Source organism: Pseudomonas atagonensis (assembly GCF_011369485.1).
In the GTDB taxonomy this organism is placed as follows: Bacteria; Pseudomonadota; Gammaproteobacteria; order Pseudomonadales; family Pseudomonadaceae; genus Aquipseudomonas; species Aquipseudomonas atagonensis.
Genome location: NZ_VXCA01000014.1, coordinates 1 through 12,888, shown reverse-complemented (window position 1 = coordinate 12,888; position 12,888 = coordinate 1). Strand labels below are relative to the sequence as shown.

11 protein-coding genes are annotated in these 12,888 nt (G+C 61.3%); 10 read left to right on the top strand and 1 reads right to left on the bottom strand.

Features of this window, described 5'->3' with window-relative positions; translation table 11 throughout:
- The first annotated feature begins 4 nt into the window (after positions 1-4).
- The 3 genes from F2P67_RS10420 (at position 5) to F2P67_RS10410 (ending at position 3,215) form a co-directional block, all read left to right on the top strand.
- Entirely contained in the window at positions 5-1,021 is a 1,017-nt protein-coding gene (locus F2P67_RS10420) for an arginine N-succinyltransferase (protein WP_166220028.1), read from the top strand.
- A 49-nt stretch (positions 1,022-1,070) separates the two neighbouring features.
- Positions 1,071-2,105 carry an arginine N-succinyltransferase gene (gene astA / locus F2P67_RS10415; RefSeq protein WP_166220027.1) on the top strand — a complete coding sequence of 345 codons (1,035 nt, stop codon included), beginning with the start codon at positions 1,071-1,073 and terminating at the stop codon, positions 2,103-2,105.
- Between the two features lie 240 nt (positions 2,106-2,345).
- Positions 2,346-3,215 (top strand): isocitrate lyase/PEP mutase family protein, encoded by an 870-nt coding sequence (locus tag F2P67_RS10410; RefSeq protein WP_166220026.1) that lies wholly within the window; start codon positions 2,346-2,348, stop codon positions 3,213-3,215.
- Here F2P67_RS10410 and F2P67_RS10405 read toward each other — a convergent pair.
- The gene (locus F2P67_RS10405; protein ID WP_166220025.1) at positions 3,205-4,287 is read right to left on the bottom strand and encodes a diguanylate cyclase; all 1,083 of its coding nucleotides are present in this window, start codon (positions 4,285-4,287) and stop codon (positions 3,205-3,207) included. The two genes, F2P67_RS10410 and F2P67_RS10405, sit on opposite strands and share 11 nt — an antisense overlap.
- A 177-nt stretch (positions 4,288-4,464) precedes the next feature.
- Here F2P67_RS10405 and F2P67_RS10400 point away from each other — a divergent pair, with 177 nt between their 5' ends.
- From F2P67_RS10400 to F2P67_RS10370, 7 genes are all read left to right on the top strand, one after another.
- Positions 4,465-5,919: a flavin-containing monooxygenase gene (locus F2P67_RS10400; RefSeq protein ID WP_166220024.1), complete on the top strand. Its 1,455-nt coding sequence runs from the start codon at positions 4,465-4,467 to the stop codon at positions 5,917-5,919.
- A 21-nt stretch (positions 5,920-5,940) separates the two neighbouring features.
- Complete coding sequence (locus F2P67_RS10395) at positions 5,941-6,870, top strand: alpha/beta fold hydrolase (RefSeq protein ID WP_166220023.1); 930 nt, start codon at positions 5,941-5,943, stop codon at positions 6,868-6,870.
- Between the two features lie 61 nt (positions 6,871-6,931).
- A complete protein-coding gene (glcD, locus tag F2P67_RS10390; protein WP_166220021.1) occupies positions 6,932-8,431 on the top strand; it encodes a glycolate oxidase subunit GlcD in 1,500 nt (499 codons plus the stop codon).
- Complete coding sequence (gene glcE, locus F2P67_RS10385) at positions 8,431-9,480, top strand: glycolate oxidase subunit GlcE (RefSeq protein ID WP_166220019.1); 1,050 nt, start codon at positions 8,431-8,433, stop codon at positions 9,478-9,480. Before glcD ends, glcE begins: the two co-directional genes overlap by 1 nt.
- Positions 9,481-9,482: 2 nt before the next feature.
- Positions 9,483-10,703 carry a glycolate oxidase subunit GlcF gene (gene glcF / locus F2P67_RS10380; protein ID WP_166220017.1) on the top strand — a complete coding sequence of 407 codons (1,221 nt, stop codon included), beginning with the start codon at positions 9,483-9,485 and terminating at the stop codon, positions 10,701-10,703.
- An 88-nt stretch (positions 10,704-10,791) separates the two neighbouring features.
- Positions 10,792-12,171, top strand: coding sequence for a 2-oxoadipate dioxygenase/decarboxylase HglS (gene hglS, locus F2P67_RS10375; RefSeq protein ID WP_166220015.1), 1,380 nt, complete (start codon positions 10,792-10,794; stop codon positions 12,169-12,171).
- A gap of 379 nt (positions 12,172-12,550) precedes the next feature.
- Positions 12,551-12,888 (top strand): Hcp family type VI secretion system effector (locus F2P67_RS10370; RefSeq protein ID WP_166220013.1); only part of this gene is annotated, 338 nt, incomplete at its 3' end.

The following is a 12,888-nucleotide window of genomic DNA, read 5'->3' as shown; positions in this document are numbered from 1 at the left end:
ATCCATGCTGGTCTTACGCCCAGTCGAGCCAACCGACCTGCCGCAGTTGCAACAACTGGCCCGCGACAGTCTGGTGGGTGTGACGTCTTTGCCCGACGACAGCGAACGGCTGCGCGAGAAAATCGCCGCTTCCTGCGCCTCCTTTGATAGCGATGCCGCAGCGCCTGGCCCGGAAAACTATTTCTTCGTAATGGAAGATCTAGACAATCAACGTTTGCTCGGCTGCTCGGAGATTCTGGCCACTGCCGGGTTCAATGAGCCGTTCTACAGCCTGCGCAATCGCCACTACACCAGCGCTTCTCGAGAGCTGAACATCGAACATGGCGTGCCGGCGTTGTCACTGTGCCACGACCTCAACGATCACACGCTGCTACGCGGCTTCCACATCGACTCAGCATTGGTGCGCACGCCTTCTTCCGAATTGCTGTCACGGGCACGGCTGTTGTTCATTGCCGCCCACAAGCAGCGCTTTGCCGACGCGGTAATTACCGAAATCGTCGGCTACAGCGACGAGAACGGCCACTCACCGTTCTGGGATGCGCTGGGCAAGCACTTCTTCGACCTGCCCTACGTTGAGGCGGAACGGCTGTGTGGCCTGCAAAGCCGCAGTTTTCTCGCCGAACTGATGCCGCAATACCCGATTTACGTGCCGATGCTGCCGCCAGCGGCGCAGGAATGCATCGGGCGCATTCACCCGGACGGCCAGGAAGCGTTCGACATTCTTGAGCGTGAAGGTTTTGAAACCAACAGCTACATCGATCTGTTCGATGCCGGCCCGACCTTGTATGCCCGCACAGCAAACATCCGCTCGATTGCGCGCAGCGCGTCGCTGCCTGTCGAGCAACAGCCGCAGATCGACGCCCGTGGCCGATATCTGCTGAGCAACGATGCCCTGCACGGCTTCCGCGCCGTTGTTGCCGAACTCGACTATCTGCCGGATCAACCGCTGGCCCTCACCCCTGCCCTCTGCGCGGCACTGCAGGTGAGCGATGGCGCCAGCGTCCGGCTGATCGCCCTGTGAATCGCCGCCAACGACAGCGCCGCTGCCTGTGCACCGAAGGAGTTACCGCATGATTGTCCGTCCGGTCAAAGTCAACGACCTGCCAGCACTGATGGCGCTGGTGCAACAGGCCGGCCCGGGGTTCACTACCCTGCCGGCCAACGAAGATCGTCTGGCCCACCGGGTGCGCTGGGCGCAACGTGCGTTCGCCGAACAGGTGGAGCGTGCCGACGCCGACTATCTGTTCGTGCTCGAAGACGATGACCTGCGCGTCGTGGGTGTCAGCGCAATGTCCGGGGCGGTGGGCCTGCGTGAACCCTGGTACAACTATCGGGTCGGGCTGACCGTCAGTTCGGCGCCTGATCTGGGGATTCAACGGCAGATTCCGACGCTGTTCCTCAACAACGAACTGACCGGTCAATCGGAGCTGTGCTCACTGTTTCTCGGCCATGACCAGCGTCACGGCAGCAATGGCCGCCTGCTCTCGCTGGGGCGTTTGTTGTTCGTGGCCGAGTTTCCGCACCTGTTTGGCGAGAAGATGATCGCCGAGTTGCGTGGCAGTGCCGATGAACAGGGCCGCTCGCCGTTCTGGGACAGTTTGGGCCGACACTTCTTCCAGATGGACTTCACCCACGCCGATCACTTGTCGGGGCTGGGCAACAAATCCTTCATCGCCGAACTGATGCCGCGCCAACCGCTGTATACCTGCCTGCTCACTGAACAGGCGCAAGCGGCGATCGGCCAGCCACACCCCAACACTGAAGCGGCCCTGAAGATTCTTCAGGCCGAAGGATTTGCGCATAAAGGCTACATCGACATTTTCGACGGTGGCCCGGTGATCGAAGCGCCGATCCGCAGCATTCGCACCGTGCGCGACAGCCTGGAACTGGCCCTGAGCATCGGCACCCCGGACGAACAGGCACCGCTGTGGCTGATCCACAACCGGCGCCTGGAAAACTGCCGCATCACCGTCGCCCGAGCACGTCGGGTCGGCAGCAGCCTGGTCATCGACCGGCAGACGGCGAAACGCCTGCAACTGCAACCGGGCAACTCGGTACGTGCGGTGATGTTGCCCAATCAACAGCAGCAAGCAGCCGCCGCATGACGGGGAGCTACTGTGGCGAGGGGATTTATCCACTCACCACAGCAAGCATCCTCGGTAGAAAGAAATTATTCAGGCCAATGCTGAATCCTTTCATCTAAAACATCCCTTCTCGGCGCAATACTCCGCGTCAGCTCGCAAATTCGTCATGATCCTTGACCCATTCGCGTGATAGCCTTTTCATCCTTCGGCGTTGACACATTTGCTCAAGCCTTTCCATTCCTTTGTATTGGTGGAACTCGTATGTCCAGGCTTTCTCATCAAGATTTGCGCCGTAACTTCCGTCAGTTGCTGGCTTCCGACACCTGCTATCACACCGCCTCGGTGTTTGACCCGATGTCCGCCAGAATCGCCGCTGACCTGGGTTTTGAAGTGGGGATTCTCGGGGGTTCGGTGGCATCGTTGCAGGTATTGGGCGCTCCGGACTTTGCTTTGATCACCCTCAGCGAGTTCGCCGAACAGGCCACCCGCATCGGCCGTGTCGCGCAACTGCCGGTGATCGCCGACGCCGACCACGGCTACGGCAACGCCCTCAACGTGATGCGCACCATCGTCGAGCTGGAACGCGCCGGCGTCGCCGCCCTGACCATCGAAGATACCTTGCTGCCCGCGCAATTCGGCCGCAAGTCCACCGACCTGATCTCCGTCGCCGAAGGTGTCGGCAAGATCCGTGCGGCGCTGGAAGCCCGGGTCGACTCGGAAATGGCAATCATCGCCCGCACCAACGCCGGCATTCTGCCCAATCAGGAAATCATCAGCCGCACTCGCCAGTACCAGGCTGCCGGCGCCGATGGCATCTGCATGGTCGGCGTGCAGGACTTCGATCAGCTCGAGCAGATTGCCGAGCACCTGACCGTGCCGCTGATGCTCGTCACCTACGGCAACCCGGCGCTGCGCGATGACAAACGTCTGGCCGAACTGGGCGTGCGCGTGACCATCGACGGCCACGGCGCTTACTTTGCGGCGATCAAGGCCACTTACGACAGCCTGCGCGAACAGCGGCAGATCTTCACCCAGGCATCCGACCTGAGCGCGACCGAACTGACGCACACCTATACCCAACCTGAGGAATACATTCTCTGGGCCAAGGAATACATGAGCGTCAAGGAATAAAGAGTGGATCGAGCAGTTCATGCCTCGGCGTGTTATCGCAATTGCAGATGACCCGATTGCGTCCGCCGGCCTTGGCTTCATACAGCGCCTGATCGGCATCGTTGAGCCAGCGCGTCGCATCGGCGTGAGCAGGGTCGTAGGCCGCCAGCCCGATACTCAGGCTGACTTTCAGCGCCGGATTCTGCTCATAACCCAGCGTGGCGAAACGCTCGCGCAAGGCTTCCATGGCCTGGGCGGCGTTGAACAGCGGCAGCTCCGGCAGAATCACGCAGAACTCATCGCCACCGTAGCGCCCGGCGACATCGGTGGCGCGCAGGTTCTGTTTGAGCATTTTGCTCAACTGCCGCAGCACGATATCACCGGCCACATGGCCGTACGTGTCGTTGATCGCCTTGAAATGATCGATGTCGATCAGTGCAATGGCCGCGCCCTGCTTCTGCCGTTTGCAGCGCTGGAAGGCGATTTCCAGTTGATCCTTCCAGGCACCGTGGTTGAGCAGCCCGGTGAGGCTGTCAGTGCGGCTCAACGCCAGCAGCTCACGCTTGTGCTGACCGAGGGTGTAAGCCTGGCGGAAACAGATCCAGCCCAGCGCCAGCGGATAAAGCATCAGCAGCGGCAGGCAGGCATATAGTTGCAACGGCGAAGTGGCCGGGATGAATGCCGGGGCAAAAACCACCAGCCCCACGCCAACACCGAGCAATTGCGCGGCCAGACCTGCCAATAGAAAGCGCACCCCGCCAATGGCCACGTTGTTCATCGCCATCATCGAAATGGTCGTGGCGCTGGGCAGCGGATTGAACTGCATGGCGCTGACCCAGAGGCCACCGAGAAAGGCGTCGATCAGCAGATTCCGGTGTTCGGCGTGATAAGGCACACTCGAACGACGCGCCCATTGAAAGGCCAGATGCGGCCAGACCAGGCCATTGAACAACATCAGCGCCCAGACCCACAGCGGTGGATCGAGCGGGTACATCGCGGCACTCACGCACAAAAGCCCGAGCAACAGCCCGAGGGTTCGCGATGTATAAAGCCTCCTGGCCAATGAAAGTCCCTTTCCTCCCGTGTTTCCCATAAGGGCCTCGATCACTCGACGGACGTGCGCGCACCGCAGGACGGATGTGCTGGGAGTCTATCAGGGCGACGTTAAATAGCCATCACCGGCCAGCGGGCTGAATAGCGCCCCACAGTGCGAATATTTGGCTATACATGAAAGGAGCAAAACGGAAAAACAACTATAAGAAGGAGGCCCATGCAGACTTATCGAGTGTTGATCATCGGCAGCGGGTTTGGCGGCCAATGTGCGGCCGTCAACTTGCTCAAGGCCGGGATTGACGATTTTCGCTTGCTCGAACGGCGGGACTTCTTCGGCGGCACCTGGTGCCAGAACACCTATCCCGGCGCCGCGGTGGACGTGCCGTCGCCGCTGTATTCGCTGTCGTTCGCGCCGTACCGCTGGTCACAGATGTTCGCAGGACAAGCTGAACTGCATCGCTACACCGAACATGTGATTGAGCGATTCGGCCTGCGCGAGCGTGTCGAACTGCAGGCCAATGTCGAGCGCATCGAGTGGGATGACACGCAAAAGCGCTGGGCCGTTCACACCGCCGCCAAGGGCACTTTTTATGCGCAGTTCCTGATCAATGCCACCGGCCCGCTGAGCCAACCGGTGATTCCGCATTTCCCCGGTCAGGAACGCTTTCAGGGCAAGAGCTTTCACACCAACAACTGGGATCACAGCTACGACTATCGCGGTAAGCGCGTGGCCATCGTCGGCAGCGGAGCCAGCGCTGCGCAGGTGATTCCTGCGATTGCCGCGCAGGTGGAGCATCTGCACGTTTTTCAGCGCACGCCGCATTGGGTGCTGCCCCGCGCCGACCGTGTTTTCGGGCCCTTTCAGCGCTGGCTGCTCGGGCGCAAACCGGCCTATAAACTGCTGCGCTGGTTGATCTACTGGCAGTTCGAAACCCGGGTCATCGCCTTCAAATACTCGAAACCGGCGATTCATCTGGTGCAGCAACAAGCCCTGCGTTTTCTCAAACGTCAGGTGCCTGATCCGGTCCTGCAGAAAAAACTCATCCCCGACTTCACCATCGGCTGCAAACGGGTACTGGTCTCCAGCACTTATTACCCGGCGCTCAGGCGGCCCAACGTCACGCTGCACAGTCGCGAGCAAGGCATTGCTTCACTCGATGAGGGTGGAATCAACACGAAGGACGGTCAGCGCATCGATGTCGATCTGATTGTCTGGTCGACCGGCTACGACGCCACCGACGGGGTGATTTCCTACCCTGTCTACGGAAAAAACGCCGTACAGCTCAGGGATGTCTGGGCGCAATACCCGCGTGCGTACCTGGGCACCAGCCTGCCGGACTTTCCCAACCTGTTTATCGTCACCGGCCCCAATACCGGCATTGGCCACACTTCGGCGCTGTTCATCATCGAATCGCAGATGAACTACATCCTCGACTGTATCCGCACCGTGCAGGCCAAGGGTCTGCGCAGCATCGAAGTGCGCCCCGAAGCGGAACGTACCTACACTGAGATGATTCACCGGGAGATGGAACGCACGGTCTGGAAGTCCGGCGGCTGCCACAGTTGGTATCAAAGCAAGAGCGGTCATGTGATCGCAATGTTTCCGGGCTTCAGTTTCAGCTATCACCGGTTGACCCGGGCGCTGAAACCGGCTGACCACATTCTGTCCTGAACACGTAAAAGGAAGACGTCGATGCTTGTGCTGTTTGTCGCCCTCGCGGTTTTCGTGGCCTGGAGCTGGTTGAGTTACCCGGCGGTCGGCCATTGGCTGTATGACCTGAACATGGCCATCGAAGCCAAGTTGTACAAGTTGCACAAAATCGAAGTGCCCATCGCCGAAATGACCGTGTCGACCTGGCAGGGCGGGCCTTATGAGGCATCGAGCGCGATATTGATGCTGCATGGTTACAGCGCCGAGAAGAATCTGTGGCTGCGATTCTCCCGGCATTTTGTCCGGCAGTATCGGGTGATCATCCCGGATCTGGCCGGTCATGGCGAAACCGGCTTCAAGGCCGGCGGCGGCTACGACATCCCGCTGCAGGCCAAGCGCATGATTCAGTTGCTCGACGTCTGCGGCGTGGAGAAAGTCCACGTGATCGGCAATTCGATGGGCGGCTACATCGCCGCGTGGCTGGCCGCGACGTATCCCGAGCGGATCGCCTCGGTGGCGTTGATCGACCCGGCGGGCGTCACCGCGCCGGAGGCCAGCGACATGGAACGGCACCTGGCGCGCGGGCACAACCCGTTTCTGATCAATTCCCGGGAGGAATTCCGCCGCTTTTACGCCATGACCATGGCTTCGCCGCCGTGGGTGCCGGGGCTGGTGCTCGACGCCATCGCCCAGCGCTACGAACAGCAACGCGATGAGCTGGAAGAAATCTTCCGCGACTTCCGCGCCAGCCCGCCGATGGAGCCGAAACTGCCCGACATCAAATGCCCGGCGTTGCTGCTCTGGGGGCGCAAGGATCGGTTGATCGACGTCAGCAGTGTTCCGGTCTGGAGCAAGGGCATCGCCAATCTGCAGGTCGATGTGTGGGACGGGGTCGGGCACATGCCGATGGTCGAGCAGCCGGGGAATACTGCGCGGTTGTATCGCGAGTTTTTGGGTAATCAACGCGCATGAATGTAATCAACACATTCCCAGTGATGAGGGGAAAGTGTTCATCCAGGGAGCTGGGTGTGAGATGAACATCCTTTATGACGAACACTTGGACGGCCCTTTGCCGGATGTGAACAAGGCCGGACTGCTCAAGGCCTTGCAGCACGCGGTGCCCGATCTCGATCTGCTTTGGCGCGAAGAAGAACTGAAACCCTACGAATGCGATGGTTTGTCGGCCTATCGCACCACGCCGATGCTGGTCGCCCTGCCCCATCGGCTCGATCAGGTGCAAACCCTGCTCAAACTCTGCCATCAGCAGAACGTACCGGTGGTCGCACGCGGCGCCGGCACCGGATTGTCCGGCGGCGCGTTACCGCTGGAAAAAGGCCTGCTGCTGGTGATGGCGCGATTCAACAAGATTCTGCACATCGACCCGGCAGCGCGCACCGCGCGGGTTCAGCCGGGCGTGCGCAATCTGGCGATCTCCCAGGCTGCCGCGCCATTCGGCCTGTATTACGCGCCGGACCCGTCGTCGCAGATCGCCTGTTCAATCGGCGGCAATGTCGCCGAAAACGCCGGCGGTGTGCATTGCCTCAAGTACGGATTGACCGTGCACAACCTGCTGAACATCGAAGTGCTGACCATCGAAGGCGAACGCCTGACTCTGGGCTGCGATGCCCTCGACTCGGCGGGTTTCGATTTGCTCGCGCTGTTCACCGGTTCCGAAGGATTGCTGGGGATCATCACCGAAGTCACGGTCAAACTGCTGCCCAAACCCCAGGTCGCCAAAGTGCTGCTGGCGAGTTTCGATTCGGTGGAAAAGGCCGGGCGTGCGGTCGCCGATATTATTGCCGCGGGGATCATTCCCGGCGGCCTGGAGATGATGGATAACCTCGCCATCCGCGCGGCCGAAGATTTCATCCACGCCGGCTACCCGGTCGACGCCGAAGCCATTCTGTTGTGCGAACTCGATGGTGTCGAAGCCGACGTCCACGATGATTGCCTGCGCGTGCGTGAGGTCATGACGGCGGCGGGCGCGACCGAAGTGCGTCAGGCGCGGGACGAAGCCGAACGCGTGCGGTTCTGGGCCGGTCGCAAGAATGCGTTTCCTGCCATTGGCCGGCTGTCGCCCGACTATTACTGCATGGACGGCACGATTCCGCGCCGCGAATTGCCCGGTGTGTTGCAAGGCATCGCCCGGCTTGGCGAAGAGTTCGGCTTGCGCGTGGCCAACGTGTTCCATGCCGGCGACGGCAACATGCATCCGCTGATTCTGTTCGATGCCAATCAGCCCGGCGAACTGCACCGCGCCGAAGCGCTGGGCGGCAAAATTCTCGAACTGTGCGTGCAGGTCGGCGGCAGTATCACCGGCGAACACGGTGTCGGCCGGGAAAAAATCAATCAGATGTGCGCGCAGTTCAACAGCGCCGAACTGAGCCTGTTCCATGCGGTGAAAGCGGCGTTCGACCCGCAGGGTCTGCTCAACCCCGGCAAGAACATTCCGACCCTGCGTCGCTGCGCCGAATTCGGCGCGATGCATATTCATGGCGGACAACTGCCGTTTCCCGAACTGGAGCGTTTCTGATGGCGGATTTCGATGGCGCCGACGCCCTGCTCGATCAGGTCAACGCGGCACGCGCCAATGCCACGCCACTGAAAATCCAGGGCGGCAACAGCAAGGCTTTTCTCGGTCGCGAGGTGGCCGGTGAAGTGCTCGATACCCGCAACCATCGCGGCATCGTCCGTTACGAGCCGACCGAACTGGTAGTCAGCGTGCGCGCCGGCACACCGCTTGGCGAACTGCTGGCGGCACTGGACGCCGCCGGGCAGATGCTGCCGTGTGAGCCCGCGGCGTTCGGCGAAAGTGCAACGGTGGGCGGCATGATTGCCTGCGGACTGTCCGGGCCACGGCGCCCATGGTCGGGTTCGGTACGCGATTTCGTTCTCGGTACTCGGGTGATCACCGGGCTTGGTCAGCACTTGCGTTTCGGCGGCGAAGTGATGAAAAACGTCGCCGGTTACGACCTGTCGCGGCTGATGGCCGGCAGTTACGGCTGCCTTGGGGTGCTCACCGAAGTGTCGCTGAAAGTCCTGCCCAAACCCCGTCAATGCCTGAGCATCCGCCTCGATATCGATTGCACACGCGCATTGGCCAACCTCGCCGAATGGGGCCAGCAACCGTTGCCGATCAGCGCCGCGTGCCATGACGGCGAGAGTCTGTACCTGCGCCTTGAGGGCGGCGAAGGCTCGGTCACCGCCGCGCATCAGCGACTCGGCGGTGAGCCGCTGGACTCGCTGTTCTGGCGCGACCTGAACGAACAACGCCTAAGTTTTTTCGACGAGGGTTTGCCGCTGTGGCGCCTGTCGCTGCCGAACAATCTCGGCGTACAGTCCCTGCCCGGCGCACAGCTGATCGACTGGGCCGGAGCGCAACGCTGGTTGAAGTCTGACGCAAAAGACATTCAGTCCATTGCCGGTGAACTGGGCGGCCACGCCACGTGCTTCAGCCATGGCGCCAGCGACACGCCTTTTCAGCCACTGGCCCCGACACTGCTGCGCTATCACCGGCAACTCAAGGCGCAACTCGACCCGCAAGGGCTGTTCAACCCCGGCCGGATGTACGCGGAGTTCTAGGCATGCAGACCACCCTCAGCGAGCAATCCCGACAATTGCCCCGTGCCGCCGAAGCGGAAAAGATCCTGCGTACCTGCGTGCATTGCGGATTCTGCAACGCTACGTGCCCGACCTATCAACTACTCGGCGACGAACTCGACGGCCCGCGCGGGCGCATCTACCTGATCAAGCAAGTGCTTGAAGGCGCGCCGGCCACCGCGCAGACGCAACTGCATCTGGATCGCTGCCTGTCGTGCCGCAACTGCGAGACCACCTGCCCTTCCGGCGTGGATTATCACAATCTGCTCGACATTGGCCGCGCCGTGGTCGATCAGGCCGTACCGCGCCCGGCGGCGCAGCGCCTGTTACGCGAGGGATTGAGGGCATTGGCGCCCAATCCCGGGCTGTTCAAAGGCCTGCTGCGCGTCGGCAGCACGTTCCGCCCATTGTTGCCGCGGATGTTTGAAAGCAAGCTGCCGCAACAGCTGCCGACGTCAGGTTCACGCCCATTGCCACGCCACTCGCGCCGCGTATTGCTGCTTGAAGGTTGCGTGCAACCGGGGCTTTCACCCAACACCAATGACGCAACGGCGCGAGTGCTGGATCGACTGAGTATCAGCGTCACTCCGGTGGCTGGAGCCGGTTGCTGCGGTGCGCTGGACTATCACCTCGACGCCCAGGCCAAAGGCCTCGACCGCGCCCGGCAGAACATCGACGCCTGGTGGCCGCATCTGCAAAACGGCGCCAAAGCCATCGTGCAGACCGCCAGCGGTTGCGGCGCGTTCATCAAGGATTACGGGCATTTGCTGGAGGCTGATCCGGCGTATGCCGACAAGGCACGGCGAGTCAGCGAGATGACGGTGGATCTGGTGCAGATCCTCGCGCAGGAACCCCTTGAGCAAATCTGCGCGGCCGCCGAGCGGCGGATCGCCGTGCATTGCCCCTGCACCTTGCAACACGCGCTCAAACTCGGCGGCGCGGTGGAAGCGCTGTTGACGCGCCTCGGTTTCAACCTCACTGCCGTGCCCGACGGCCATTTGTGCTGCGGCTCGGCAGGCACTTACTCACTGACGCAACCGGCGCTCGCCCGACAGTTGCGCGACAACCGCCTCAATGCCCTGGAGAGCGGTCGCCCGGAACTGATCGTGACCTCGAATGTGGGTTGCCAGAGCCACCTCGCCAGTGCCGGACGCACGCCGGTTGCGCACTGGATCGAACTGGTCGATCAGTCGTTGGCAGAATGAAGTTCGTAGGATTCTTCGTTTGCCCGCGCGCGCAAAGGCTGCGATCTTTTCTGCCATCCATTCCGTGACCGTGGCAGGAATTTTTTTCATGACCGTGCAGCCTTTCGTCAGCCCCGACCTGATCCGCCAACGCTTCTCCAAAGCGATGTCCGACATGTACCGCGAAGAAGTGCCGTTGTACGGCGCGCTGATGGAACTGGTGGAACAGACCAATCGCGAGGTGCTTTCCCGGCAGCCCGAGATCGCCCGACAACTTGCCAGCACCGGCGAAATCCAGCGCCTGGACATGGAGCGCCATGGTGCCATCCGCGTCGGCACTGCGACCGAACTGGCCACCCTCGCCCGCCTGTTCGCGGTAATGGGCATGCAGCCCGTGGGCTATTACGACCTGACACCGGCGGGCGTACCGGTGCACTCAACGGCTTTTCGCGCGGTGCACGAAGAAGCGCTGCAAGTCAGCCCGTTTCGGGTGTTTACCTCGTTGCTGCGCCTGGAACTGATTGAAGACCCCGAGCTGCGGGCATTTGCCGAATCGGTGCTGGCCAAACGCTCGATCTTTGCCCCTGAGGCACTGCGCCTGATCGCACAAGCGGAAAACGCTGGCGGATTGAATGAGAGCGACGCGCAGACATTTGTTTTGCAGGCGCTGGAAACCTTTCGCTGGCACCACAGCGCTACCGTCAGCGCCGCGCAGTATCAGACGCTCAGCGCCCAACATCGTCTGATTGCCGACGTGGTGGCGTTCAAAGGCCCGCACATCAATCACCTGACCCCACGCACGCTGGACATCGACACCGTGCAGGAAGAGATGCCCGCCCACGGCATCACGCCCAAAGCAGTGATCGAGGGACCGCCCCGCCGGCAATGTCCGATCCTGCTGCGCCAGACCAGTTTCAAGGCACTGGACGAGCCCATCGCCTTCACCGATCAAAGCGAAACCCGTGGCAGCCACAGCGCGCGATTCGGCGAAATCGAACAGCGCGGCGCTGCGCTGACGCCCAAGGGCCGTGCGCTGTATGACCGCTTGCTGAATGCCGCGCGGGATGAGTTGGGCGACTTTCCCAACGAAGGCAACGCCGCACGCTACAACGCGCTGATGACGCAGCACTTTGGCGAATTTCCTGACAGCCTCGAGGGCATGCGCGAACAGGGGCTGGCGTACTTTCGCTATGTCGTCACGGACAAGGGACTGGCGGCGGGTAGTCCTAGTGACGCGTCGCTGGAGGATCTGCTGCGCGACGGCTGTGTGAAAGCCGAACCGCTGGTGTACGAAGATTTCCTACCAGTGAGTGCCGCCGGGATCTTTCAGTCAAACCTCGGCGACGCCGCGCAGGCTCATTATGGCGAGCGCTCCAACCGACAGGCGTTTGAACAGGCGCTGGGGCGTTCGACCATTGATGAGTTGGGGCTGTATGCCGAGACGCAGCAGCGTTCGATCGAGGCGTGCCTGGCGCGGCTATCGCGCTGAAGGATTAAAAGATCGCAGTCGGCGGCAGCGTCACAGGGAGAGGTATTTTCCTGCGAAAACCGCCACTGATAGCTCTTAGCCTTAGTGCGCAAGAAGTTGCGCACATGCTCGTAATATTTTGCCCTCAACTTCTCTGAAGACCACGCCGCACAAGGCCTGCAGCCAAGTGCGCAAGAAGTTGCGCAGTACTGCGCAACTTCTTGCGCACTTTCACCCTGAATCAGCCGCCGAAACTGTCGGAAATCTGCGCTCAGCGTGGTTTCACCCCCGGCTCCCGGCGACGTCACAAAAGCTGGCACGCTCCTTGATAACCGTCAGGCACCCACCGGGCGATTTCGCCTCCCGGGCACCCTAAATTTATCCGCAAGGAGAGCACCCCATGGCAACACCAGCGTACATGTCGGTTACCGGCGAAAAACAAGGCCTGATCACTGCAGGCGCTTTCACCGCTGACTCCGTCGGCAACACCTATCAGGAAGGCCACGAAGACCAGGTGATGGTTCAGGCTTTCACCCACGACGTGATCATCCCGCGTGACCCGCAATCCGGTCAGCCAACCGGTCAGCGCGTGCACAAGCCAGTTGTGATCACCAAGGTCTACGACAAGGCTTCGCCACTGCTGCAAGCAGCCCTGACTTCCGGCGAGGGGATGAGCGAAGTCGTTATCCAGTGGCACCGCACTTCGGCTCTAGGTACCCAAGAGCACTCCTACACCAC

What these genes read in the sequence shown, in the direction of transcription:
- F2P67_RS10400 (WP_166220024.1), top strand. Translation starts at nt 4,465, where the DNA reads ATGCAGACTTATCGAGTGTTGATCATCGGCAGCGGGTTTGGCGGCCAA.
- F2P67_RS10405 (WP_166220025.1), bottom strand. Translation starts at nt 4,287, where the DNA reads ATGGGAAACACGGGAGGAAAGGGACTTTCATTGGCCAGGAGGCTTTAT.
- astA (WP_166220027.1), top strand. Translation starts at nt 1,071, where the DNA reads ATGATTGTCCGTCCGGTCAAAGTCAACGACCTGCCAGCACTGATGGCG.
- hglS (WP_166220015.1), top strand. Translation starts at nt 10,792, where the DNA reads ATGACCGTGCAGCCTTTCGTCAGCCCCGACCTGATCCGCCAACGCTTC.
- glcF (WP_166220017.1), top strand. Translation starts at nt 9,483, where the DNA reads ATGCAGACCACCCTCAGCGAGCAATCCCGACAATTGCCCCGTGCCGCC.
- glcD (WP_166220021.1), top strand. Translation starts at nt 6,932, where the DNA reads ATGAACATCCTTTATGACGAACACTTGGACGGCCCTTTGCCGGATGTG.
- F2P67_RS10420 (WP_166220028.1), top strand. Translation starts at nt 5, where the DNA reads ATGCTGGTCTTACGCCCAGTCGAGCCAACCGACCTGCCGCAGTTGCAA.
- glcE (WP_166220019.1), top strand. Translation starts at nt 8,431, where the DNA reads ATGGCGGATTTCGATGGCGCCGACGCCCTGCTCGATCAGGTCAACGCG.
- F2P67_RS10395 (WP_166220023.1), top strand. Translation starts at nt 5,941, where the DNA reads ATGCTTGTGCTGTTTGTCGCCCTCGCGGTTTTCGTGGCCTGGAGCTGG.
- F2P67_RS10410 (WP_166220026.1), top strand. Translation starts at nt 2,346, where the DNA reads ATGTCCAGGCTTTCTCATCAAGATTTGCGCCGTAACTTCCGTCAGTTG.